At 66.8% G+C, this 21,290-nt stretch carries 20 protein-coding genes and 1 other RNA gene; 5 read left to right on the top strand and 16 right to left on the bottom strand.

From position 1 onward, the window contains the following. Positions 1 to 99 precede the first annotated feature (99 nt). From infB to rimP, 4 genes are read right to left on the bottom strand one after another with little or no spacing between them, the layout of a single operon-like run. On the bottom strand, positions 100 to 2,805 hold the full coding sequence (infB, locus tag METLW3_RS0116595) for a translation initiation factor IF-2 (RefSeq protein ID WP_024880977.1): 2,706 nt from the start codon (positions 2,803 to 2,805) through the stop codon (positions 100 to 102). Further along, positions 2,798 to 3,538, bottom strand: coding sequence for an RNA-binding protein (locus tag METLW3_RS0116590; protein ID WP_280949432.1), 741 nt, complete (start codon positions 3,536 to 3,538; stop codon positions 2,798 to 2,800). Before METLW3_RS0116590 ends, infB begins: the two co-directional genes overlap by 8 nt. Beyond that, entirely contained in the window at positions 3,535 to 5,169 is a 1,635-nt protein-coding gene (gene nusA, locus METLW3_RS0116585; RefSeq protein ID WP_024880975.1) for a transcription termination factor NusA, read from the bottom strand. The genes METLW3_RS0116590 and nusA overlap by 4 nt, the downstream gene beginning before the upstream one ends. 24 nt (positions 5,170 to 5,193) lie before the next feature. Next, entirely contained in the window at positions 5,194 to 5,976 is a 783-nt protein-coding gene (rimP, locus tag METLW3_RS0116580; RefSeq protein WP_024880974.1) for a ribosome maturation factor RimP, read from the bottom strand. Between the two features lie 281 nt (positions 5,977 to 6,257). Between rimP and METLW3_RS0116575 the strand changes: the two genes are divergently transcribed. After that, complete coding sequence (locus tag METLW3_RS0116575) at positions 6,258 to 7,196, top strand: DUF1152 domain-containing protein (RefSeq protein WP_024880973.1); 939 nt, start codon at positions 6,258 to 6,260, stop codon at positions 7,194 to 7,196. Between the two features lie 18 nt (positions 7,197 to 7,214). Here METLW3_RS0116575 and mutT read toward each other — a convergent pair whose 3' ends face one another. The 6 genes from mutT to METLW3_RS0116545 all read right to left on the bottom strand — a co-directional run bounded on the left by mutT (position 7,215) and on the right by METLW3_RS0116545 (position 11,848). After that, positions 7,215 to 7,616, bottom strand: coding sequence for an 8-oxo-dGTP diphosphatase MutT (gene mutT, locus METLW3_RS0116570; RefSeq protein ID WP_024880972.1), 402 nt, complete (start codon positions 7,614 to 7,616; stop codon positions 7,215 to 7,217). 10 nt (positions 7,617 to 7,626) lie between these two features. Continuing rightward, a complete protein-coding gene (locus METLW3_RS0116565) occupies positions 7,627 to 8,139 on the bottom strand; it encodes a lipoprotein (protein WP_024880971.1) in 513 nt (170 codons plus the stop codon). A 138-nt stretch (positions 8,140 to 8,277) separates the two neighbouring features. Continuing rightward, positions 8,278 to 8,679: a hypothetical protein gene (locus tag METLW3_RS0116560; RefSeq protein ID WP_157516587.1), complete on the bottom strand. Its 402-nt coding sequence runs from the start codon at positions 8,677 to 8,679 to the stop codon at positions 8,278 to 8,280. Between the two features lie 63 nt (positions 8,680 to 8,742). Next, on the bottom strand, positions 8,743 to 9,441 hold the full coding sequence (locus tag METLW3_RS0116555; protein ID WP_024880969.1) for an HAD family phosphatase: 699 nt from the start codon (positions 9,439 to 9,441) through the stop codon (positions 8,743 to 8,745). Positions 9,442 to 9,587: 146 nt separating this feature from the next. Beyond that, on the bottom strand, positions 9,588 to 10,835 hold the full coding sequence (gene argJ, locus METLW3_RS0116550; protein WP_024880968.1) for a bifunctional glutamate N-acetyltransferase/amino-acid acetyltransferase ArgJ: 1,248 nt from the start codon (positions 10,833 to 10,835) through the stop codon (positions 9,588 to 9,590). A 128-nt stretch (positions 10,836 to 10,963) separates the two neighbouring features. Further along, positions 10,964 to 11,848: a peptidylprolyl isomerase gene (locus METLW3_RS0116545; protein ID WP_024880967.1), complete on the bottom strand. Its 885-nt coding sequence runs from the start codon at positions 11,846 to 11,848 to the stop codon at positions 10,964 to 10,966. 264 nt (positions 11,849 to 12,112) lie between these two features. On the opposite strand from METLW3_RS0116545, the gene METLW3_RS0116540 reads away from it, so the two are divergent. Beyond that, on the top strand, positions 12,113 to 13,423 hold the full coding sequence (locus METLW3_RS0116540; RefSeq protein WP_024880966.1) for an MFS transporter: 1,311 nt from the start codon (positions 12,113 to 12,115) through the stop codon (positions 13,421 to 13,423). An 84-nt stretch (positions 13,424 to 13,507) separates the two neighbouring features. Here METLW3_RS0116540 and METLW3_RS0116530 read toward each other — a convergent pair whose 3' ends face one another. The 3 genes from METLW3_RS0116530 to ssrS all read right to left on the bottom strand — a co-directional run bounded on the left by METLW3_RS0116530 (position 13,508) and on the right by ssrS (position 17,330). Further along, entirely contained in the window at positions 13,508 to 16,438 is a 2,931-nt protein-coding gene (locus tag METLW3_RS0116530; protein ID WP_024880965.1) for a bifunctional [glutamine synthetase] adenylyltransferase/[glutamine synthetase]-adenylyl-L-tyrosine phosphorylase, read from the bottom strand. Positions 16,439 to 16,553: 115 nt separating this feature from the next. Beyond that, on the bottom strand, positions 16,554 to 17,144 hold the full coding sequence (locus tag METLW3_RS0116525) for a 5-formyltetrahydrofolate cyclo-ligase (protein WP_024880964.1): 591 nt from the start codon (positions 17,142 to 17,144) through the stop codon (positions 16,554 to 16,556). Positions 17,145 to 17,174: 30 nt separating this feature from the next. Beyond that, positions 17,175 to 17,330: non-coding RNA, 6S RNA (ssrS, locus tag METLW3_RS27625), on the bottom strand. Between the two features lie 157 nt (positions 17,331 to 17,487). Here ssrS and METLW3_RS0116520 point away from each other — a divergent pair. Together METLW3_RS0116520 and METLW3_RS0116515 are read left to right on the top strand one after the other, a co-directional pair. Further along, positions 17,488 to 17,778, top strand: coding sequence for a type II toxin-antitoxin system RelE/ParE family toxin (locus METLW3_RS0116520; protein ID WP_083967405.1), 291 nt, complete (start codon positions 17,488 to 17,490; stop codon positions 17,776 to 17,778). Beyond that, positions 17,772 to 18,089 (top strand): helix-turn-helix transcriptional regulator, encoded by a 318-nt coding sequence (locus METLW3_RS0116515; RefSeq protein WP_024880962.1) that lies wholly within the window; start codon positions 17,772 to 17,774, stop codon positions 18,087 to 18,089. Before METLW3_RS0116520 ends, METLW3_RS0116515 begins: the two co-directional genes overlap by 7 nt. A 4-nt stretch (positions 18,090 to 18,093) precedes the next feature. Here METLW3_RS0116515 and METLW3_RS0116510 read toward each other — a convergent pair whose 3' ends face one another. From METLW3_RS0116510 to METLW3_RS0116500, 3 genes are all read right to left on the bottom strand, one after another. Then, positions 18,094 to 18,834, bottom strand: a complete 741-nt coding sequence (locus tag METLW3_RS0116510) for a class I SAM-dependent methyltransferase (protein WP_024880961.1) — start codon at positions 18,832 to 18,834, stop codon at positions 18,094 to 18,096. Beyond that, positions 18,834 to 20,054, bottom strand: a complete 1,221-nt coding sequence (gene mnmA / locus METLW3_RS0116505; RefSeq protein ID WP_024880960.1) for a tRNA 2-thiouridine(34) synthase MnmA — start codon at positions 20,052 to 20,054, stop codon at positions 18,834 to 18,836. The genes METLW3_RS0116510 and mnmA overlap by 1 nt, the downstream gene beginning before the upstream one ends. Before the next feature lie 139 nt (positions 20,055 to 20,193). Then, complete coding sequence (locus tag METLW3_RS0116500) at positions 20,194 to 20,907, bottom strand: GNAT family protein (protein WP_024880959.1); 714 nt, start codon at positions 20,905 to 20,907, stop codon at positions 20,194 to 20,196. Between the two features lie 134 nt (positions 20,908 to 21,041). Here METLW3_RS0116500 and METLW3_RS0116495 point away from each other — a divergent pair, with 134 nt between their 5' ends. Next, positions 21,042 to 21,254, top strand: a complete 213-nt coding sequence (locus tag METLW3_RS0116495; protein ID WP_024880958.1) for a hypothetical protein — start codon at positions 21,042 to 21,044, stop codon at positions 21,252 to 21,254. Positions 21,255 to 21,290: the final 36 nt, after the last annotated feature.

Genomic DNA, 21,290 nt, shown 5'->3' with positions numbered 1-21,290 from the left:
GCGCTCCCAACGTTGCGCGGCCGTCACTCGCTTTGCAGTCGAGGACGGCGGCGCGCCGAAGGCTTGGTTGAAAGTTCGGTGGAGATCAGCGAGACGCGATCACAGCGTCCGCTTGATCTCCTCGACGCGATAGCACTCGATGACGTCGCCGGCGCGCATGTCCTGATAGTTCTCGAAAGCCATGCCGCATTCCTGTCCGGACTGCACTTCCTTGACCTCGTCCTTGAAGCGCTTGAGCGTCGACAGCTTGCCCTCGTGGACGACGACATTGTCGCGGATGAGACGCACATTGGCGCCACGCTCCACCGAGCCGTCGGTCACGCGGCAACCCGCCACCTTGCCGACCTTGGAAATGTCGAACACCTCGAGAATCTGCGCATTGCCCAGCATGGTCTCGCGCAGAGTGGGCGCGAGCAGGCCGGACATCGCCGCCTTCACATCGTCAACGAGATTGTAGATGATGTTGTAATAGCGGATTTCAATGCCGCCGCGCTCCGACGCCTCGCGCGCTTCCTTATGGGCGCGCACGTTGAAGCCGATGACGACGGCGTTGGACGCTTCGCCGAGCGCAATGTCGGATTCGGAGATGCCGCCGACGCCCGCATGCACGATGCGCGCGCCGACCTCGTCTGTGCCGAGCTTGTCGAGCGCCGCGACGATCGCTTCCACCGAGCCCTGCACATCGCCCTTGATGACGAGCGGGAACTCCTTGCGGCCGGCGGTCTTCAGCTGGCTCATCATATCGGTGAGCGAGGTGCGGGCGCTGCCGCCGCGCGCGGCCAGCTTGTCGCGACGCTGACGCTCGCGATATTCGGTGATCTCTCTCGCGCGGGCTTCCGTCTCCACCACGGCGACGCGGTCGCCGGCTTCCGGCGTGCCGGAGAAGCCGAGGATCTCGACCGGGAAGGACGGGCCGGCGGTTTGCACCACGACGCCCTTGTCGTCGAGCAGCGCGCGCACGCGGCCCCATTGCGAGCCGGCGACGATGATGTCGCCGACCTCTAGCGTGCCGCGCTGCACCAGCACGGTGGCGACCGGGCCGCGGCCCTTGTCGAGCCGCGCCTCGATCACCGTGCCTTCGGCGGAGCGCTCGGGATTGGCCTTGAGGTCGAGCACTTCCGACTGAAGGGTGATGGCGTCGAGCAGCTTGTCGAGATTGAGCCTCTCCTTGGCGGAGACCTCCACCTCGAGCGTGTCGCCGCCGAATGTCTCCGTCTGCACCTCGTGCTGCAGCAGCTCGGTGCGCACGCGCTCGGGCTTGGCGTCGGGCTTGTCGATCTTGTTGATCGCGACGATGATCGGAACCTCCGCCGCCTTGGCGTGGTGGATCGCCTCGATCGTCTGCGGCATCACGCCGTCATCCGCCGCGACGACCAGGATCACAATGTCCGTGACCTTGGCGCCGCGGGCGCGCATGGCGGTGAAGGCCGCGTGGCCGGGGGTGTCGATGAAGGTGATCGGCGCGCCATTGGGCGCCTTCACCTGATAGGCGCCGATATGCTGCGTGATGCCGCCCGCCTCTCCGGCCACGACATTGGCGTGGCGGATCGCGTCGAGCAGCGAGGTCTTGCCGTGGTCGACATGGCCCATGATGGTGACGACCGGCGGCCGCGACTCGAGCTCACCCTCGGCGTCGGGCTCGTCGAACAGGCCCTCCTCGACATCGGACTCGGCGACGCGCTTGACCGCATGGCCGAGCTCTTCGGCGACGAGCTGCGCCGTATCGGCGTCGATGACGTCGGTGATCTTGTGCAGCGCGCCCTGCTTCATCAGCAGGCGAATCACATCGACGCCGCGCTCCGACATGCGGTTGGCGAGCTCCTGGATGGTGATCGTCTCCGGGAGGATGACCTCGCGGGTGATCTTCTCCTTCTGCTCGGCCTGGCCGAAGGATTTGAGGCGCTGCGTGCGGCGGCGGAAGGCGGCGACGGAGCGCGTGCGCTCTTCTTGCTCGGACGTCGCGGTGGAGACGGTGAGGCGGCCGCGGTCCTTCTGCGCGCCGCCGCGCGAGGGCGTCGGACGGGGCGGCGGCGGCGGCGCCTTGACGGCGATGACGCCGGCGGGACGACGCACGACGCGCTTTTCGGCGTCTTCCGTCGTGGCGGCGGCGGGGCGCGGCGCTTCTCCGCCGGCGGTCGGAGCCGGACGCGGCTGGGCCGGGCGTGCGGTGGCGGGCGTTAGAGCATGCGGCTCGGGAGCGCCGCCTCCGGCGAGGCGACGGCGCGCCTCTTCCTCGGAACGGCGCTTCGACTCGGCGTCGCGGGCAAGGCGCTCCTCTTCCTCGCGCTTGCGGGCTTCTGCGGCGGCGCGCTCCTCGCGCTCGCGCTCCTCGCGCTCGGCGCGCGCCTTGGCTTCCGCCACCGCGCGGCGGCGATCTTCCTCTTCGCGGGTGCGGGCGTCGACCAGGGCGCGGGCGCGGGCCTCGCGTTCATCGTCGGTCAGCGCGCGCAGCACCATGCCGGAGCCGCGCTTGGGCGCAGGCTGCGGGCGCGGGGTCTCGGCTCTCGGCGGCGGCGGCGGCGGCGCGGCGGCGACAGGGGCTGTCGGCGGCGGAGGCGGCGGCGGGGTCACGGGGGCCGCCGGCGCGGCGGGCGCCGCTGTCGCCGGAGCCGCTGGCTTGGTCTCGACATGTCCGGGCGCGCGACGCTTCACCTTCTCGACCACGACCACCTTGGAGCGGCCGTGGGAGAAGCTCTGGCGCACCATTCCGCCATGCTCGGTCGGACGCTGCTTCAAATGCAACGTCTTCGACGGCGTGACGGTCAGCGTCTTGTCGCCGCTGTTCTCGGTCTCGGTCTCACTCATCCAGTTTCCGATCCTCGGGCTGCGCCTGTTCGGTTACGTCTTTCAGCGGGCCGAGCTCGTCGGTCCGCTCGCTGTTCAGAGTCTGCGCGTCGCCAGATGCGCTCTCGCCTCTATAGGCGGCGAGGCGGCGGCAGCGCGCCAAAAAGGCTTGCGTCGGTCCGCCCGGCGCGAGGGCTGCATGTATCACATTTGTGCGGCCCAAAGCCAAATCCAATTGAAGAGAATCGAACAGAGAGATCGTCTCTGTGACCCTCTCGCCGCATCCGCGCGCCGTGGCCGCGCGCCGCGCCGCCTGGGCGAGCTTGCGCCGTCCATCCGCCGAGCCGTCGCGCGCCTCCAGCACAGCGGCGACGGCGCCTTTCTCCAGCGCCTCGCACACCTTGCCGAAGCCGGCGACCACCGCGCCCGCCTTATTGGCCATCGCCAGCGATTGCAGGCAATCGGCCTCCAGCAGCCGATCGACGTCCGCAGGAAGCGACGGCGACGCCGAAACCTCGGCCTTCAATTGGCGCGCGAAGGCGCGCTTCTTCAACGCTTCGGCCACGACATCGGCGCGCGCCGTCACCCAGGCCCCGCGGCCGGGCAGGCGTGACCTTATGTCCGGCGTGAGAACGCCGTCCGGCGCGCGCACGAAACGGATCATCCCCTCCGGCGCGTCGCGCCGGCGGGTGACGATGCAGGTCCGTTCGCTCGCCTCGGCCTCTCTCATTCGCTCGCCGTCTCGTTTCGTCACTGCGCCTCGGTCTGCTGCGCCTCTGCCTGCTGCGATTCCGTCGGCTCAGCGGATTCGGTCTCCTCGGCTTCCGCCTCTGGCTCCGGCGCTTCGATCCAGCCGGCGCGCACGCGCGCATCCATGATCAGCGCCTCCGCCTCCTCGCGGGAAAGGTCGATCCCGTCGAGGAAGCCGGTCTGCTTGACCGTCTCGCCATCCTTCTTCTCGGTCCAGCCGACGAGATCGTCCGGCACGCAGCCGGCGAGATCCTCGATCGACTTCACGTCATTCTCGCCGAGCTTGACCAGCATCGCCGTGGTGACGCCGTCGAGCTCCTTCAGCTCGTCGAGCACGCCGAGCTCGAGGCGACGCGCCTCGTTCTCCGCCTCGACTCGCTCGAGATAATTGCGGGCGCGGTTTTGAATCTCGGCGGCGGTGTCCTCGTCGAAGCCTTCGATCGTCGCCAGCTCGCCGAGATCGACGAATGCCAGCTCCTCGACCGATTGAAAGCCTTCCGAAGCGAGCAGCCGGCCGACCACCTCATCGACGTCGATGGCGTTCATGAACACTTTGGTGCGCTCGACGAACTCGCGCTGACGGCGCTCCGATTCTTCGGCCTCGGTCAGAATGTCGATGTCCCAGCCGGTGAGCTGCGAGGCGAGGCGCACATTCTGGCCGCGGCGGCCGATGGCCAGCGACAGCTGATCGTCCGGCACCACCACCTCGATGCGCGCGGAATCCTCGTCGAGCACGACCTTCACCACCTCGGCCGGCTGCAGCGCATTGACGATGAACGTCGCCGCATCCGCCGACCAGGGGATGATGTCGATGCGCTCGCCCTGCAATTCGCCGACCACGGCCTGCACGCGCGAGCCGCGCATGCCGACGCAGGCGCCGACGGGATCAATGGAGGAATCGCGCGAGATGACGGCGATCTTGGCGCGCGAGCCCGGATCGCGCGCGACCGACTTCACCTCGATCACGCCGTCATAGATCTCCGGCACTTCCTGGCGGAACAGCTTGGCCATGAATTGCGGATGCGTGCGCGACAGGAAAATCTGCGGACCGCGCTGCTCGCGGCGCACGTCATAGACATAGGCGCGCACGCGATCGCCCGGACGGAATGTCTCACGCGGGATCATCTCGTCGCGGCGGATGATCGCCTCGCCGCGGCCGAGATCGATGATCACATTGCCATATTCGACGCGCTTGACGACGCCGTTGACGATCTCGCCGATGCGGTCCTTGAATTCTTCGTATTGGCGGTCGCGCTCCGCCTCGCGCACCTTCTGCACGATGATCTGCTTCGCCGATTGCGCGGCGATGCGGCCGAAATCGAAGGGCGGCAACGTCTCGGAAATCCAGTCGCCGACCTGCGCCGCCGGATTGCGCTTGCGCGCGTCCTCGATGGAAATCTGCGTCGCGTCATTATCGATGAGATCGACGACCAGCAGCAGACGCGAGAAGCGCACTTCGCCGCTCTTCGGATTGATCTCGGCGCGGACCTCGGTCTCCTGCCCATAGCGGGAGCGCGCGGCCTTTTGCAGCGCGTCCTCCATGGAGGCGATGACGATCGAGCGGTCGATCGATTTCTCGCGCGCGACCGCATCGGCGATCTGCAGGATTTCCAACCTGTTGGCGCTGACGGCCATATCTTGCTCCCAAAAACGTCGGCCCTACGCGTCGCCGCGACGGCCGGGTCCGCTGCCTTTTTTCTTGAATCCGGTCTGCACGCCGGCCGGAACCAGCGGCTTGGCCTTATTGCCGCGCGCCATGGCGAAACGGCCCGGCCCACGGCGGGGCCGCGTGTCCTCTTGCGGCGCGGCCTCTTCCTCGCTCGGACCGTCGTCCTCGAGCTGCGCCTTGCCGGCGCGCAGCGCCTCGCGGATCAGCGCGTCGGTCAGCATCAGCTTGGCCTCGTCGAGATCGCGCAGCGGCATTTGCACGATCTTGTCTTCGTCCGGCGGGGCGTCGTCGCGCTCGAGCGTCACCACGGCGTCGCGGCCGTCTCCCTCGACGGAGACAATATTGCCCCGAAAACGCTTGCGGCCAGAGGCGAGCGGCTGCGTCAGCTCGATCTTCGCCTCATGGCCGATCGCGCGACGAAAATCCGAGACTCGCACCAGCGGGCGATCTATGCCGGGGGAGGACAGCTCCAGCCGATAGGCGTCCGAGATGACGTCCTCCACGTCCAGCTCCGGCGAGAGCGCCTGGCTCGCGGCCTCGCAATCGTCGATGGTCATGGTTCCGTCGGGACGCTCGGCCATGATCTGCAGAACCATGCCGTTCTGCGAGAGAATGCGCGCACGCACGAGACGAAAGCCGAGCTGCGCCAGAACGGGCTCGGCGGTATGGGCGATGCGCGCCGCAACGCCCGTCTCGCCGCAAAGGCGCGGCTCATCGAGCAGGGAGGGCGCCTCCACGGCGCCGGCGGCGGGCGTTTCTGCCAAGCGGCTCATCCTGTCTTGCGAGAATTTCCGGCCGGTGCAAACAAAAAAGAGCGGGTCCCGGCCGGGCCCCACTCTCAAGCAGCGATCATCCGAGAATGACCGTTATGAGATAGAACGAGGCGCTTATACACCCGGATCGCGCGCCGGCGCAAGAAAAATGCTCGGCGGCGGCGCCTCGGCCCTCCGCCGGGAGCGCCGCCGCGCATCACGCCTCGCCGCCGGCTCGAGAAATTGTTTCGAGACCGCGGAAGAGGCGATAGGCTTTTCACGCCTTGGAGAGAGACGAAATAATGCAAATCCCTTTTTTCCGCGCGCTCGAGGACTCGCAGCGCATTCTCATCGCCGGCTGCGGCGGAGGCTTCGACATCGTCAGCGGCCTGCCGCTCCATGTCTTTCTGCGCAATGCGGGCAAGAATGTCTTTCTCGCCAATCTGTCTTTCGCGCGCGTCGATCTCGCCTCCCGCAAGAAGATCGGTCCCGCGGGGCGGCTCGTCGATCTCGACAGCCGCATGCAGGGCTATTTTCCCGAGCGCCATCTCGTCGACTGGCTCGCGGCGCGTGGCTGCGAGCCCAAGGTCTTCGCCTTCGAGAAGACCGGCGTGAGACCGCTGCGGCAATCCTATGAAGCGCTCGTCACGCTGTTGAAGGTCGACACGATCATCCTCGTCGACGGCGGGACCGACAGTCTGATGAAGGGCGACGAGGCGGCGCTCGGCACGATAGAGGAGGACGCTCTCTCGATCGCCGCTGTCCATCAGCTCGAGGGCGTCCGCAAATTTCTCGTCTGCCTCGGCTTCGGCGTCGATCATTATCACGGCGTCTGCCATCATTCTTTTCTCGAGAACACGGCCGAGCTGATCCGTTCCGGCGGATACCTCGGCTGCGTCTCGGTGTCGCCGGGGACGCCCGAGGGCGACGCGCTGCTCGACGCCGTCGATTATCTCAACGAGCGCCAGCCCAATTCCAAGAGCATCGTGGCCAATTCGATTGCCTCGGCGATCCGCGGCGGTTTCGGGAATCGGCACGACACGGAGCGCACAAGAGGCACGGAGCTGTTCATCAATGCGCTGATGGCGCTCTATTGGTGCTATGATCTCGCCGCCGTCGCCCGCGGCATGGGCTTTTACGAGGCGATCGCCGGCAGCGAGAAATTTCACGAGGTGGAGAATGCGATCCGCATTCATCACGCCTACGCCGACAAGCGAGACTGGAAGAATTTGCCGCTCTGAGGCGTCGGCGAAGCCCGCTCACCCGAGCAACGCCGCCAGCGGGGCGATCAGCGGCGCATCGGCGGGCGGCATTTGCGCCGCATCGAGCTCGCTCGGCCGCATCCAGGCGAGCGTCTGGCCCTCGCGGGCGTGCGGCGCGCCGCGCCAGCGCCGGCAGAGGTAGAGCGGCATCAACAGATGAAACGCCTCATAGGCGTGGCTGGCGAAGGTCAGCGGCGCGAGATCGGCTGTCTCCACCTCTATGCCCAGCTCCTCGGCCAGCTCGCGCACGAGCGCCTGCTCCGGCCGCTCGCCGGGGTCGAGCTTGCCGCCGGGGAACTCCCACAGGCCTGCGAGCTGCTTGCCCTGCGGACGCTGGGCGATCAGCACGCGGCCTTGCGGATCGACGAGCGCTGCGGCGACCACGAGAAGCAGAGACAAAGCGTTTCCCTCAATTGCCGGAGAGCACGACCTCGATCGGATCGGTCTCCTTGCCGGTGACGGTGATCTCGTCGTACATCGCGCCGCCCTCGCTCAGCAAGCCGCCCTTCGGAACCCAGGTGAGCTGCGTCGTCACGAAATAGCGGCCCGGCGCGACCTTGTCGAAGGTGAAGCGGCCGGTCGCGCCCGCCTTGGTCGTGCGCGTATAGGCGACGTATTCGGCCTCCTGCGTCGGCGTCGGCATGAAGAGGGCGGCGATGAACTTGCGCTTGCCGTAGAATTGCGAGATGCGCGCCTGCGCATAGGCGGTCGCCGGGATGAGCCGCACCACCTCGCCGGCGGCGTAGCGCACATTCATCTTGCCCTGCTGGTCGCGCAGAAAGGCCTGACCCTCGATCGTCGCCTTGCCCTCCTGCTTTATGAAGGCGGCCTCGGCGGCATCGAAGCGCATTTCGGGCGCGGCGCTGTTGCAGGCGGAAAGAGCGAGCGGCGCGAGGGCGACGCAGAGTACGGCGGAACGCATGCGGAATGGCCTCGTTGGGCGAAAGCGCGGCCAATGTCGCCGCTTCGTCCGGCCGAGGCAAGGCTCTAGAGTGTTTTCGAGCGAAGTGGGAACCGGTTCGCGTGAAGAAAACACGACAGAACAAGGCTCGAGAGTGTTTTAAGGTTTCTTCTCCGGCGGCGAGAGAAAGGCGGCGGCGCAGCTCATTTCCTTGCGCCAATCGACGACATTGCTCCGCTTGTCGTAGCAGTTGCGCTTGGTGACCGCTTCCTCGCAATCGGCTCCGCCCATGAACTGATAGGTGACGCAGGCGCCGACGGCGGGCGGAGCCTTCGCGTCCTTCTCGACCGCCGCTTTCTCGGCGGGCTTCTTCTTGCCGGCGGTCTTTTTTCCGGTCTTTTTCGCTTTGGCTTTCTTAGTGGAAGCGTCCACGCTCTTCTCCACGACGACGCCGGAGGCGGCGGCGTAGTCGCGCGCCTCCTCATAGGCGCCGGCGCAGGCGGCGAGCGATAATGACAAGCCGAAAGGAGCGATGACCAAAAGCGGATGGCGCGGGGGCATGATCTTCGTCTCTTCGCGAGCGTGTCGCCTCGGCATGAAGTCTAAAAACCGAAACGAAGCGCGTCATCGCGCAATGGCGCCTAGGGGCCGCTGCGTGTCCGCATGCGCGCGCAGCATTTCGAGCACGTCGCGCAGGCTGGCGACGACGGCGAGGCAGAGGGCGCGCTCCTCGGCGGAGGGCTGCAGAACATCGGGGGCCATGATCGTCATTGCGCCGGAGGCGGCGGCCGAGCGCAGCCCGGTCGGCGAATCCTCGAGCGCGAGGCAGCGCCGCGGCTCCTTGCCGAGCGCGCGCGCGGCGCGCAGATAAGATTCGGGATGCGGCTTGCCGCGCAGAACATCGTCGCGCGTCACCAGAGCGGAGAAATGCGAGAGCAGTCCGCAACGGCTCAGATGATGCTCGGCGGTCGGGCGCCGCGAGGAGGTGGCGATGGCGAGCGGAATATTCATCGCCGTGAGATAGTCGACCAGCTCGCGCGCGCCCTCCTTCAGCGGCACGCCGGAGCGCGAGGCGCGGGCGACGAAGGCGCCGCAGGCTTCGATGCAGGCGTCGAGCGGGAAATCGGCGCCGAAGCGCTCGATCATCATCGTCTCGCAATCCTGCATGGGCTTGCCGATCATGCGATGGCAAAACGCCTCGGTGATCTCATAGCCGACGGCGCGGCCGGCGGCGATCCAGGCGTCGACATAGAGCCGCTCCGTGTCGAGCAGCGTGCCGTCCATGTCGAAGAGCACTGCTTCTATAGCATGGGGGAAAACCATAAGTCCGCTTCCTCGCCGCCCGAGCCGAGGCGAGTAGAAGCCGATTCTCGAAACGCTGCGATGACGAACAGGTCACGAGCCCATGTCAGGCGCGCGCTTTCCTTCTCCCGCAGGCGGGAGAAGGAAAGGCTCGGGAGGGAAAACGATCAGCTGCGATAGTCGCCGTTGATGGCGACATATTCCTTGGTCAGATCGCAGGTCCACACGCGCGCGGCGCCGGAGCCGAGGCCGATGTCGACATGAATGGCGATCTCGTCGCGCTTCATGATCTGCGAGACTTCCGCCTCATCATAATCGGGATCGCGCAGGCCCTTGTGCGCGACGCGAATGTCGCCGAACCAAATGGCCAGCTTGTCGCGATCCGCGGCCTCGCCGGATTTGCCGACCGCCATCACCACGCGGCCCCAATTGGCGTCCTCGCCGGCCACCGCCGTCTTCACCAGCGGCGAATTGGCGATGGAGAGGGCGATGCGCTTGGCCGCCTTGGGGCTCTCGGCGCCCATCACCGTCACCTCGACGAATTTGCGCGCGCCTTCGCCGTCCTTCACCACCTGATGCGCGAGATCGAGCAGAACCTCGTCCAGCGCGCGGCGGAAATCCTCGAGGCGGCGGTCGCTCGTCTTCTCGATGTGCGGCGCGCCGCGCTCCGCCGCCGCGCCTGTCGCGAAGAGCAGCAGCGTGTCCGAGGTCGAGGTGTCGCTGTCCACGGTGATGGCGTTGAACGAGGTCTGCACCGATTTCGACAAGAGGCTCTGCAGAACCTCGGCGTCGATCGGCGCGTCGGTGAAGACGAAGGAGAGCATGGTCGCCATATCGGGCGCGATCATGCCCGCGCCCTTGGCGACGCCCGCTAGGCGCACCTCGACGTCGCCGAGCTTGGCGACGCGCGTCGAGAGCTTGGGATAGGTGTCGGTGGTCATGATCGCCGAGGCGGCCTCGCGCCAGGCGTCGCCGCGCGCCTCGGCCACGAGCTTGCCCAGCACGGGCTCGAATTTCGTGGCGTCGAGCGGCTCGCCGATGACGCCTGTGGAGGCGAGGAAGATCTGCTTCTCGGGCACGCGGGCGGCGGCGGCGACGAGCTTGGCGGAGAGCTTGGCCGCCTCCTTGCCGGCTTTGCCGGTGAAGGCGTTGGCGTTGCCGGAATTGACGAGCAGCGCCCGCGCCTTGCCGCCCTCGAGCCGCGCCCGGCACCAGTCGACCGGGGCCGAGGGGCATTTGGAGCGCGTGAACACCCCGGCGACCTGCGTGCCCTCGTCGAAGAGGGCGAGCATGGCGTCGGTGCGTCCGGCATAGCGTATGCCGGCCTGCGCCACCGCGAAGCGGACGCCGGCGATCGGCGGAATGTCGGGATAGGTCTTGGGGGCGAGCGGCGAAATGGGGGCGGCCTTGGCCATGGGGCGGTATAGGTCCTGAAAAGCAAGGGGTGGGAGCAGGATGGTGAGCAGTGAGCGGGCGCGGCGAGCGAGCAGGGCGGGCGCGGCGAGCCGCGCTTCCCTACTCCCCGCTCACTACCGCCTCATGACTATTTCTTCTTCTCGGCAGGCTTGGCCTCGGCGGGCTTGTCGCCCGGCTTGGCTTCGGCCGCCGGCGGCTCGGTGCGCTCGATCTTGGCGCCCTGGCGCAGCTCGACGATCAGGTCCGACTGGGCCTTCTGCGCCACATAGCGGGAGACCTGGTCGCGCACCTGGTCCAGCGGCGGGAACACCTTCGGGCGCTTCTCGTCCAGCTTGATGATATGCCAGCCGAATTGCGTCTTCACCGGATCGGAGATCTGTCCCGGCTCCATCTTGAAGGCGGCCTCGCCGAATTCCGGCACCATGCGGTCCTTGGTGAACCAGCCGAGATCGCCGCCCTGGGCGCCCGTGTCCTTGGACAGCTCGGTCGCGACCTTGCCGAAATCCTCGCCGCCCTTCACGCGCTTTTGCGCCGCCTTGGCCTCGTCCTCCGTCGTCACCAGAATATGGTGCGCGTGGATCTCGGTCTCGGGCTTTTGATTCTTGGCGGCCTCGTCATAGGTCTTCTTGACGGCGGCCTCGGTGGTGGCGTCCTTGGAGACCTTGCCGAGCAGCGCCTCCATCAGCGCCTTGTCGCGCAAATAGGCGAGCTTCTTGGCGAAATCGGGCGTCTCGCCCAGCTTGTCGCGCTGCGCCTTCTGCACCACGAGCTGCTCATCGATGAGGAAATCGAGAATATAATTCTCGCGCGCCTTGCCCTCCAGCTGCCGCGGCAGACCAGCCCCGAGATCGTCGAGCGCGATTTTCACGTCTTCGTCGGTGATGTCGACGCCATTGACCTTGGCGAGGACCTTGGCCTGCGCCGGGGCCGCGCCCATCGCCAGCAGAGCGAGGACGCCGATCGCGGCGAGGACGCCCCGGCTGCCGAGACGCGTGGTCTTGAGGTGAGGCATGATGGTCTCCAACAAAAGAGCGACAGGCGGGGAGGCCTGTCGCGAACAGCGTTCCACTAGAGCAAGACTCCGCAAAGGGGAACACGGAAATTTGGGCGCGACGCGCGGCGCCGGCGTCGTCTCGATGGAATTGGTCAAGATTATATTGCAAGGGTCGAGGGTCGCGCAACGCCGCTCGCGCTCGGGCCGGGAGGTTCTTCCGGTTCCGGTCGGGAAAGCTTTAACGATAGCGGTCGCCGCTTCGAGCCTTTGGGAAATATCGTCATGACTCTCGTTCCGCCGCTCCACGGCGACGCTTCGTCGGCCGCTCTCGAGCAGCGCGTCTACGCCAAGGTCACACGGCGCGTGCTGCCGCTGCTCTTTCTCTGCTACATCCTCGCCTATCTCGATCGCGTGAATGTCGGCTTCGCCAAGCTGCAGATGGTCGGCGATCTGAAATTCAGCGAGAGCGTCTATGGGCTCGGCGCCGGCGTCTTCTTCATCGGCTATTTCCTGTTCGAGATTCCCAGCAATCTGATCCTGCATCGCGTGGGCGCGCGGCGCTGGATCGCACGCATCCTCGTCACCTGGGGGCTGGCCTCGGCGACGACCATGCTCGTCTCGACGCCGCTCATGTTCTACGTCATGCGCTTTCTGCTCGGCGTGGCCGAGGCCGGCTTCTTTCCCGGCGCGATCCTTTATCTCACCTATTGGTTTCCCGCCGCGCGCCGCGGACGCATCACCGCATTGCTGATAATGGCGGTTCCGCTCGCAGGCGTCGTCGGCGGACCGCTCTCGGGCTGGATCTTGCAGAATCTCGACGGCGTTCACGGGCTGGCCGGATGGCGCTGGATGTTCCTCATCGAAGGGCTTCCATCGATTCTCGTCGGCGCGATCGTTTTCCTCGCGCTGGAGGACGATATCGAAAACGCCGCTTGGCTCTCCGCCGCCGAGAAGCGCCTGCTGGTCGGCAATCTCGAAAAGGATCACGCCGCCCATGCGTCCCATTCCTTCCGCGATGCGATGCGCGACGCCAAGGTCTGGGTTTTATGTCTCGTCTATTTCGGAATTGTGATGGGGCTTTATGGCGTCGGTTTCTGGTTGCCGACTTTGGTCCAGGCGACGGGCGTCAGCCGGCCGCTCGACATCGGCCTCTTGTCGGCCGCGCCCTACGCCGTCGCCAGCGTCGCCATGCTATTGGGCGGAATCAGCGCCGATAAATATCGCGAGCGCCGCTGGCATCTCGCTCTGCCTTGCGCATTGGGCGCCGTTGGCCTCGTCGCCAGCGGGCTCTTCGCCGCCGACACGGCGACGGCGCTGATCGCGCTCACTGTGGCGAGCGCCGGCACGATGACGGCGCTGCCATTGTTCTGGAGCTGCCCGACCGCCTTTCTGCGCGGCGTCGCCGCGGCGGGCGGCATAGCGCTCATCAATTCGGTCGGAAATCTCGCGGGCTTCGCCAGCCCCTATATGGTCGGCTTCATCAAGGATCAGACGCAGCGCGCCGATTATGGACTCTATGCGCTGGCGCTGTTCATGGCGATGAGCGCGATGCTCGTCATCATCGCCATTCCATCGCGGCTCGTCGATCGGTGATGAATACAGCCGATCCGCCTTGCGCTTTTCTCCCTCTCCCCGCGAGCGGGGAGAAGGGAAGGCGTCGCGCGCTGCGCGAAGCGATCAGCGAAGCGTAGACACGAAAATCGCCCGCGTCGCGCGCTGCGTCTCCACGATCTGCGCTTCGAGATGCGCGATATCCACCGCCTCGCCGCCGCGCAGCAGCAGCTCGACGAGGCCGCGCGGCGCATGCGCAGGATCGAAATCAGCGTCGATCGAGAGCCGCAGCAATTGCGTGAGGCTCTGATAGAGGCGCGAGGCTTCGATCAATGTCGCCGCTTCGTTCGGGTCCAATAGGGAGAGATCGGAAAGACGCTCCAGCGCCGTCGATGTCATGGCAGAGAGGCACGCCGGATGCGCGTTCGCATGGCGAAGCTGCAAATATTGCGCGATGAACTCCACATCGATCAGCCCGCCCGGCGCCTGCTTCAAATCCCAGAGGCTCTTCGCCGGCTTCTCGCGCTCGAGACGGGCGCGCATGTCGGCGACGTCCTGGCGCAGCTTTTCGACGTCGCGCGGACGCGTCAGCGCGGCGCTTATCGCCTCTTCCACGATCGTCGCGAAATCGCTCGCCCCGGCGACGACGCGCGCGCGCGTCAGCGCCATATGCTCCCAGCTCCACGCCTCATGCGCGTGATAATCCTCGAAAGCCTTCAGGCTCACCGCCAGCGGCCCTTTGCTTCCGGATGGCCGCAGACGAAAATCGACCTCGTAGAGCAGCCCCTGCGCCATTGGCGCGGACAACGCGGAAATGAGCCGCTGCGTCAGCCGCGCATAATAGGCGGGCGTGGCGAGCGGGCGCTCGCCATCCGACTCGGCGTTCGGATCGGCGTCATAGAGCAGCATGAGATCGAGATCGGAGGCGGCGGTCATCTCGCGTCCGCCGAGCTTGCCGAGCGCGACGACGCAAGCGCGGCCGCCCTCCAGGCGTCCATGCGTGCGCGCGAGCTCCGCCTCGACGCGCGGCAGCAGAGCGCCGATGAGGCGTTCGGCGAGCCGCGCATAGGCGAGGCCGGCTTCCGCCACAGAGAGCGCGCCGGTCAGAATGCGCACGCCGACGAGAAATTTCTGCTCCTGTCCGAAGACTCGCGCGGCGTCGAGCGCCTCCTCATAGGAGCGCGTCTCGGCGAGGCTGCGCGTGAGCGCCGCGGCGAGCTCCGATTCATCGGGCAAATGCTCGAAAAAGGCAGGCTCCAGCACGGCGTCGAGCACGCGCGGGCGCCGCGAGATGGTGGCGGCGAGCTTGGGCGCGGCGCCGGTGATCGCCGTCAGCAAAGACAGCAGCGTCGGATTGGCGAGGAGCACGGAAAACAATTGCACGCCGGCCGGAAGCCCGGCGAGCAATTTGTCGAAAGCGAGAAAGGCCCGATCGGCGTTCTCCGTCGCGGCGAGCGCCTCCAGCAGCGCCGGCGTCAGCTCGGTCAGGCGCTCGCGCGCCTTGGTGGAGCGCGTCGCGGCGTAGCGGCCGAAATGCCAGCCGCGTATCGTCTCCGTCACTGTCTTGGGATGCGCGAAGCCGAGACGCGACAGCGTTTCGAGCGTGCCGGGATCGTCCTCGCCGCCGGTGAAGACGAGATTGCCGGTCTGCGAGGAAAGCTGCGGCGCGCTCTCGAAGAGATGCGAATAATGGCTCTGCACCGTCTCGAGATGCGCGACCAGCGCCTGCGTGAAATCCTCGAGCGTGGCGAAGCCGGCCATGCGCGCGATGCGCAGCGCCTCCTTCTCGTCGCGCGGCAGAACATGGGTCTGCTTGTCGGCGACCATTTGAATGCGATGCTCGATATCGCGCAGAAAGACGTAAGCCGCGCGCAGCTCGTCGCGCACGCGCGGCTCGATCCAGCCATTGGCGAGGAGCGCGTCGAGCGTCTCCAATGTCGCGCGGCCGCGCAATGCGGGATTGCGTCCGCCGGTGATGAGCTGCTGCGTCTGCGCGAAAAACTCGATCTCGCGAATGCCGCCGCGGCCGAGCTTGAGATCATGCCCCAGCGCGGCGATCTCGCCATGGCCTTTGAAAGCGTGAATCTGCCGCTTGATCGAATGCACGTCGGCGATGGCGGCGAAATCGAAATTCTTGCGCCAGACGAAAGGAGACAGCTCTTTCAGAAAAGCCTCGCCGGCCGGAATGTCGCCGGCCGCCGCGCGCGCCTTGATGAAGGCGGCGCGCTCCCAATTCTGGCCCATGCTCTCATAGTAAGAGAAGGCCGCCTCGAGCGGTATGGCGATGGGCGTCGCGCCGGGATCGGGCCGCAGCCGCAGATCGACGCGGAACACATAGCCGTCGGGCGTGATCTCCGAGAGAATGCGCACGACACGCTTCGTCATTTTGACGAAGAGATCGACATCCTCGCTCGGCTGCGCGACGCGGGCGCGGGCGCGGTCGAAGAGGACGATGATGTCTATGTCGGAAGAGTAGTTGAGCTCATAGGCGCCTTCCTTGCCCATGGCGAGGAATATCCAGCCGCAGCCGCGCTCCGGCATGCGCTGATCATAGAGCTCGAGCTTGCCGGCGGCGGCGGCCTCGCGCAGCGTGAAGGCGATGGAAGCGGCGAGCGCGGCGTCGGCGAGGCGCGTGAGCGCATCGGTCGCCTGCATCGTGTCCCAGACTTTGGAAAGATCGGCGAGCGCGACCAGCAGCGCGCCCTCCTGCTTGGCGCGCCGCAATGCGCGCATCAGCTCGGCTTCATCCGTGACGCCCTTGGCGGCGTTGCATGTGGCCTCCACGAGCCGCGCGAGGCTGGCGTCGGGCTCGTCGCTCAGCAGGCGCGCGAGCCGGGCGGGATCACGCGCGGACAGCTCGGTGAGAAAAGGCGAGGAGCCGAGGACGCCCTCGAGTAGAGGGCGTGCTTTTCCATGCACAGCGAGAACGGTGGCGAGCGCGCCATCGGCGTCGCTCTCCAGCACGCGCGCCAGCGCGGCCGCGGCTTGCGCATGGTCGATCGGCTCGATGACGCGGAGGGCGCGGGAGAGGAGCGAGCGGGAATTCGTCTGCGTCATTTTCGTCCGTTGCCTGCGCAGCGACGCCTCTCAGAATTGCGCGCTTCCTTCTCCCTCCTGCGGGAGAAGGAGTCGCGCGGCGAGATTCGGCCGAACGCGGCGACGCAAACGCGCGTCACGAAAATTCGATCAGCTCTCGCTCCGTCAGCAGAAAATCCAGCTTCTGGTCGTGCGGCTCGGTCGGCACGGAATCGGTCTCCTGGCAGGCGTAGGCGACGCCGACGGCGACGATGCGCTTCTTGGCGCGCAGCTGAGAGAGCGTCGCGTCATAAATGCCGCCGCCATAGCCCAGCCGATAGCCCTTGCGGTCGAAGGCGGCGAGCGGCGAGAAGACGATGTCGGGCTCGAAGGAGGGCTGCGTCTCGGCCGGCTCGGAGAGGCCGAAGGGACCTTTCATCAGATCGTCGCCGGGCGTGAAGGCGCGGAAGATCAGCGGGCGCTTCACCGCCGTCATCACCGGCAGCGCCGTGGCGATTTTCTCCGCCGCCAGAATCTCCAGCAGAGGGCGCGTGTTCAGCTCGCTGCGGATCGGCCAATAGACGGAGACCACCTCGCCGGTCTCGGAGCCGCGCGGCGCGAATCGACGCACCAGCGCCAGCGCGCGCTCGGCGACTTCGAGCGAGGCGGCGTGCGCCTCCTCATGAGAGACGAGATCGCGGCGGGAGAGCGTCCGCCGGCGCAGTTCGGTCTTGGCGTCGACGGTCATTGGGGCGTTTAATCGTCCGAGATGCAATAGCGCGGGCCGCGTGAGCCGTGGGACATCGATCCCGGGAACCTACAACGTAGGTGGGCGCCGTAGTGACCGAGCCCACGGGCAAGGCCAGGGACAGCTCCCTTAGAGATCGATAAGGCCCCGGGGAATTAAAGTCCGTCACGCACCCCGCAGCGCCGCGAGAGCAATGTAATCCCACGCGGGCGAGAACGCCAGAGGCCGACGTGGCGATGCTTGTGGGCTGGTATCTTTTTTGATACATTGCCCTAATTCTATGACCGAGGCTCTCGAGGCCATTCCCCTCCGCTTCTGGCGGACTCTCGCGGGCCGAGAGCCAGTGCGGGAATGGCTGAATGAATTGCCGCTCGACGATCGTCGCGCCGTCGGGCGCGACATGATGAAGGTCCAGTTCGGCTGGCCGATGGGCCTGCCCTTGTGCCGAGCGTTGAGCGGCGGCTTGTGGGAGGTCCGGTCGTCCTTGCCGAGCAAGCGAGAGGCGCGCGTCTTCTTCGGCTTTCACGAGGGCGCGCTGATCGCGCTCCATGCATTCATCGAGAAGACGCAACGCACGCCGGCGGATGAGCTGACGCTCGCGCGCCAGAGGCTGAAAAAGGTCGCATCATGGTGACGAAAAAGCAAAACCCTGCGCCGGGCGTCGGAGAAAATCCTCACCTCGGCTCGACTTTCGACAGCTGGCTGGACGAGCAGGGCATTCGCGAGGAAGTCACGGCCGCAGCGATCAAGGAGGTGATCGCCGCGCAACTCGCCGCCGAAATGAAGAAGAAAGGAATCACCAAAGCGCGGATGGCCGAGATGATGGAGACGAGCCGCGCTCAGATCGATCGGCTGCTCGATCCGAAGAACGATAGCGCCACGCTCGATACTCTGGTGCGTGCGGCGAAGGTCGTCGGCCGGCGCTTGCGCTTCGAATTGGTGTGACCGCTCACGCGTGCTCGAACGGCCGACGATGCTCGTCATAGGGCCGGCGCGAGTGCTCGCCCCAGCGGGCGAGGCGTTCGATGCGCGTCAGCGTGAACAGGCCGAAGGGCGGCAGCACGCGGCGCTCGGTGAGGCGCATGTCGGTGCGGGAGTCGATCCAGTCTCCGATGATCGACCACGGGAATTGCGGGCGCCAGCCGAGAGTGACGGAAAAGCTCTCGCCGATGAACTCCTCCAGCGCCGACATCGGCCAATCCGGCGAGCTGACATGATTGACCAGCACGATCTCGCCGCCCGGCCGCAGCACGCGGGCGAGCTCGTCCAGAGTCTCCTCCGGGTCGGGTACAACGGTCAGCAGATAGGGCGCCACCACGCAGGCGAAGCTGGCGTCGCAGAAGGCGAGGCGGCTCGCGTCCATGCGGGCGAGGCCGGCGATGTTCTTCAGTCCCTCGCGGGCGACGCGGGCGGAGGCGCGTTGCAGCATAGGCTCGGAGAGATCGACGCCGACGACCCGCGCCTTGTCGCGGAACATGGGCAGCTCGAGGCCGGTGCCGACCCCGACGTCCAATATGCGCCCATCGGCGCGCGAGGCGATCGTCGCCACGGCGCGCCGGCCGGGGCCGAGCATATGGGAGAAGACGAGATCATAGACGGGCGCCCAGCGGGCGTAGGCGGCCTCTATCGCCTGGCGATCGAGGCCGTGCTCGAAGAAATTGAAGCCGGAAACGCCACGCGCATCGCTCATCACGCACTCCGATCGAGCTCGAGCGCCGGCTCTGGCGCGGGGGGCTCCACTTCGGCGTGCGCGATGAAGCCGCCGCCGAGCACACGGCCGCGCGTGTCGTCGCGCTCATAGAAGACGCAAGCCTGGCCCGGCGAGACGCCGAACTCGCCGGTTTCGAACACGACCTCCGCCCCGCCGCCCGGCAGCGGCCGCAGCAGCGCCGCCGTCGGCGGACGGGTGGAGCGCACGCGCGCGGAAATCGGCAGCCCCTCGGCCGGCAGATCGGAAAGATCGCCCGGGCCGATCCAATTCACGTCGCGCAAAGCGACGCGGCGGGTCTCCAGCGCCTCGCGCGGGCCGACGACGACCTGCGCCTTGGCGGCGTCGAGCCGCACGACGAAGAGCGGCTCGGCCGCGCGGCCGGAGACGGCGGCGCCGAGGCCGAGGCCGCGCCGCTGGCCGATGGTGTAATGGATGACCCCGGCATGGCGCCCGAGCACGCGCCCGTCCACATGGACGATGTCGCCCGGCACGGCGGCGCCGGGCGACAGGCGCTCGACGAGATCGGTGTAATGGCCGCTGGGGACGAAGCAGATGTCCTGGCTGTCCGGCTTCTCGGCGATGTCGAGACCGAAACGGCGGGCCAGCTCGCGCACCTCGGATTTGGCGTATTCGCCGAGCGGAAAGCGCAGCATGTCGAGCTGCGCGCGCGTCGTGGCGAAGAGGAAATAGCTCTGATCGCGGGAGGCGTCGAAGGCGCGATAGAGCGCGCGGCCGCCGAAGCCGTCCTCGCGCGAGGCGATGTAATGGCCGGTGGCGAGAGCGTCGGCGCCGAGATCCTTGGCGGTCTCGAAGAGATCGACGAATTTCACGAATTGATTGCAGGCGACGCAGGGAACCGGCGTCTCGCCGCTGGCGTAGCTCTGCGCGAAAGTGTCGATGACGGTCTCGCGGAAGCGGCTCTCATAGTCGAGCACGTAATGCGGAATGCCGAGCCGCGCCGCCACCTGGCGGGCGTCTTGGATGTCCTGGCCGGCGCAGCAGGCGCCCTTGCGATGCGTGGCCTCGCCATGGTCGTAGAGTTGCAGCGTGACGCCCACGACGTCATAGCCTTCCTCGCGCAGCAGAGCGGCGACGACGCTGGAGTCGACGCCGCCGGACATGGCCACGACGACCCGCGTCTCGCCCGGCGGCTTGGGCAGATCGAGGCTGTTGAGTAGGCTGGCGCCGGCCGTCGTCATTTTCTTTGACCGTCCGAAGAGCGTTGCGCGAGAACCGCCGGCGGAAGCTTCAAATCCGCGCCAACGTCTCGCAATTCATTGTAAACCATCATCCGTTCGGCGAGGCAATCCGTCCGAGCCGGGCTCGGCCCTGCCGCCGTCAGTCCCTATCTGCCGCGCGGGCCTGCCCGTTCAAGGCCGAAAGCGGCGTTTTCTGGCGGCCGAAGGCGTCGAAATTGCCGGGATCGAGGAATGCCTCGAAGGCGGCTCGGCGCGCCGGCCATTCGCTGTCCAGCATGGAAAACCAGGCGGTGTCGCGATTGCGGCCCTTGACGATCATATGCTGGCGGAAGAGCCCCTCCGGCGAAAAGCCGAGCCGCAGCGCCGCCGCCTTGGACTTCTCATTGGCGTTGTCGCATTTCCAGACATAGCGGCGGCAGCCGAGCGTCTCGAAGGCGTGGGCGGCGAATAAATATTGCGCCTCGGTCGCCCCGGCGCTGCGCTGCAGAGCCGGGGAATAGAGCACGCCGCCCACTTCGACGGCGCGATTGGCCGGCTCGATGTTCATATAGGACTGGAAGCCGACAGCGCGGCCGTCGCCGTCGAGCACGGCGAACCAGACCGCATCGGTCGCGGCCGCCATTTTCTCGACGGCGGCGCGGAAGGCGGCGCGGTCGGGGAAGGGGCCGATGAAGAGATAGCGCCACAGCGCCTCGCGATCCTCGGCGCGGGGCTGCTCGTGCGTCGCCGCATAGAGATCGTCGGCATGGGCCGCTGCGAGCGGGACGAGATTGGTGAGCCGGCCGGAGAGGCGCGTTCGCGTGGGAGCGACGAAAGGCGCCGAGAGCGGGGCCGGAGGCTGCGGTTGTGACATTTTTGTCTCAGGGTCGAAAGAAGGCGGTTCTGCCGCTTTTATCTCATCGCAGTGGCATGGAACATGCCCTAGCTTCGTCGTCAGAGAGGTTTCGACCGGCCCGAGGATTTGACCTCCAGCGGGGGAGAAAGCGCATGCTCTATTCCGTGATGATCCTCGTCTGCTCGCTACAGGTCTCGCCGAGCGACTGCCGCCCGGAGACGGCGATAGACGTCGTCCGGGGGCCGAGGGTGGCGAGCCAGGCGCAATGCGGCCTCCTCGGGCAGGCGACGATCGCCCGCACGACGCTCGCGCCGCGCGAGGGAGAGGAATATCTCAAGATCGTCTGCCGCCGCGGCGAGGCGTGACGAGAGCAGTGTCATATTGCTGCCGTATTGTCCGAC

Origin of the sequence: Methylosinus sp. LW3 (assembly GCF_000527115.1) — a bacterium.
Classification (GTDB): Bacteria; Pseudomonadota; Alphaproteobacteria; order Rhizobiales; family Beijerinckiaceae; genus Methylosinus.
The sequence above is the reverse complement of the archived record's forward strand: the minus strand, read 5'-3'. Positions and strand labels throughout refer to the sequence as shown.

Coding starts and splice junctions, on each gene's coding strand:
- infB (WP_024880977.1), bottom strand. CDS start 2,805: ATGAGTGAGACCGAGACCGAGAACAGCGGCGACAAGACGCTGACCGTC.
- nusA (WP_024880975.1), bottom strand. CDS start 5,169: ATGGCCGTCAGCGCCAACAGGTTGGAAATCCTGCAGATCGCCGATGCG.
- rimP (WP_024880974.1), bottom strand. CDS start 5,976: ATGAGCCGCTTGGCAGAAACGCCCGCCGCCGGCGCCGTGGAGGCGCCC.
- METLW3_RS0116575 (WP_024880973.1), top strand. CDS start 6,258: ATGCAAATCCCTTTTTTCCGCGCGCTCGAGGACTCGCAGCGCATTCTC.
- METLW3_RS0116565 (WP_024880971.1), bottom strand. CDS start 8,139: ATGCGTTCCGCCGTACTCTGCGTCGCCCTCGCGCCGCTCGCTCTTTCC.
- METLW3_RS0116560 (WP_157516587.1), bottom strand. CDS start 8,679: ATGCCCCCGCGCCATCCGCTTTTGGTCATCGCTCCTTTCGGCTTGTCA.
- METLW3_RS0116555 (WP_024880969.1), bottom strand. CDS start 9,441: ATGGTTTTCCCCCATGCTATAGAAGCAGTGCTCTTCGACATGGACGGC.
- argJ (WP_024880968.1), bottom strand. CDS start 10,835: ATGGCCAAGGCCGCCCCCATTTCGCCGCTCGCCCCCAAGACCTATCCC.
- METLW3_RS0116545 (WP_024880967.1), bottom strand. CDS start 11,848: ATGCCTCACCTCAAGACCACGCGTCTCGGCAGCCGGGGCGTCCTCGCC.
- METLW3_RS0116540 (WP_024880966.1), top strand. CDS start 12,113: ATGACTCTCGTTCCGCCGCTCCACGGCGACGCTTCGTCGGCCGCTCTC.
- METLW3_RS0116530 (WP_024880965.1), bottom strand. CDS start 16,438: ATGACGCAGACGAATTCCCGCTCGCTCCTCTCCCGCGCCCTCCGCGTC.
- METLW3_RS0116525 (WP_024880964.1), bottom strand. CDS start 17,144: ATGACCGTCGACGCCAAGACCGAACTGCGCCGGCGGACGCTCTCCCGC.
- METLW3_RS0116515 (WP_024880962.1), top strand. CDS start 17,772: ATGGTGACGAAAAAGCAAAACCCTGCGCCGGGCGTCGGAGAAAATCCT.
- METLW3_RS0116510 (WP_024880961.1), bottom strand. CDS start 18,834: ATGAGCGATGCGCGTGGCGTTTCCGGCTTCAATTTCTTCGAGCACGGC.
- mnmA (WP_024880960.1), bottom strand. CDS start 20,054: ATGACGACGGCCGGCGCCAGCCTACTCAACAGCCTCGATCTGCCCAAG.
- METLW3_RS0116500 (WP_024880959.1), bottom strand. CDS start 20,907: ATGTCACAACCGCAGCCTCCGGCCCCGCTCTCGGCGCCTTTCGTCGCT.
- METLW3_RS0116495 (WP_024880958.1), top strand. CDS start 21,042: ATGCTCTATTCCGTGATGATCCTCGTCTGCTCGCTACAGGTCTCGCCG.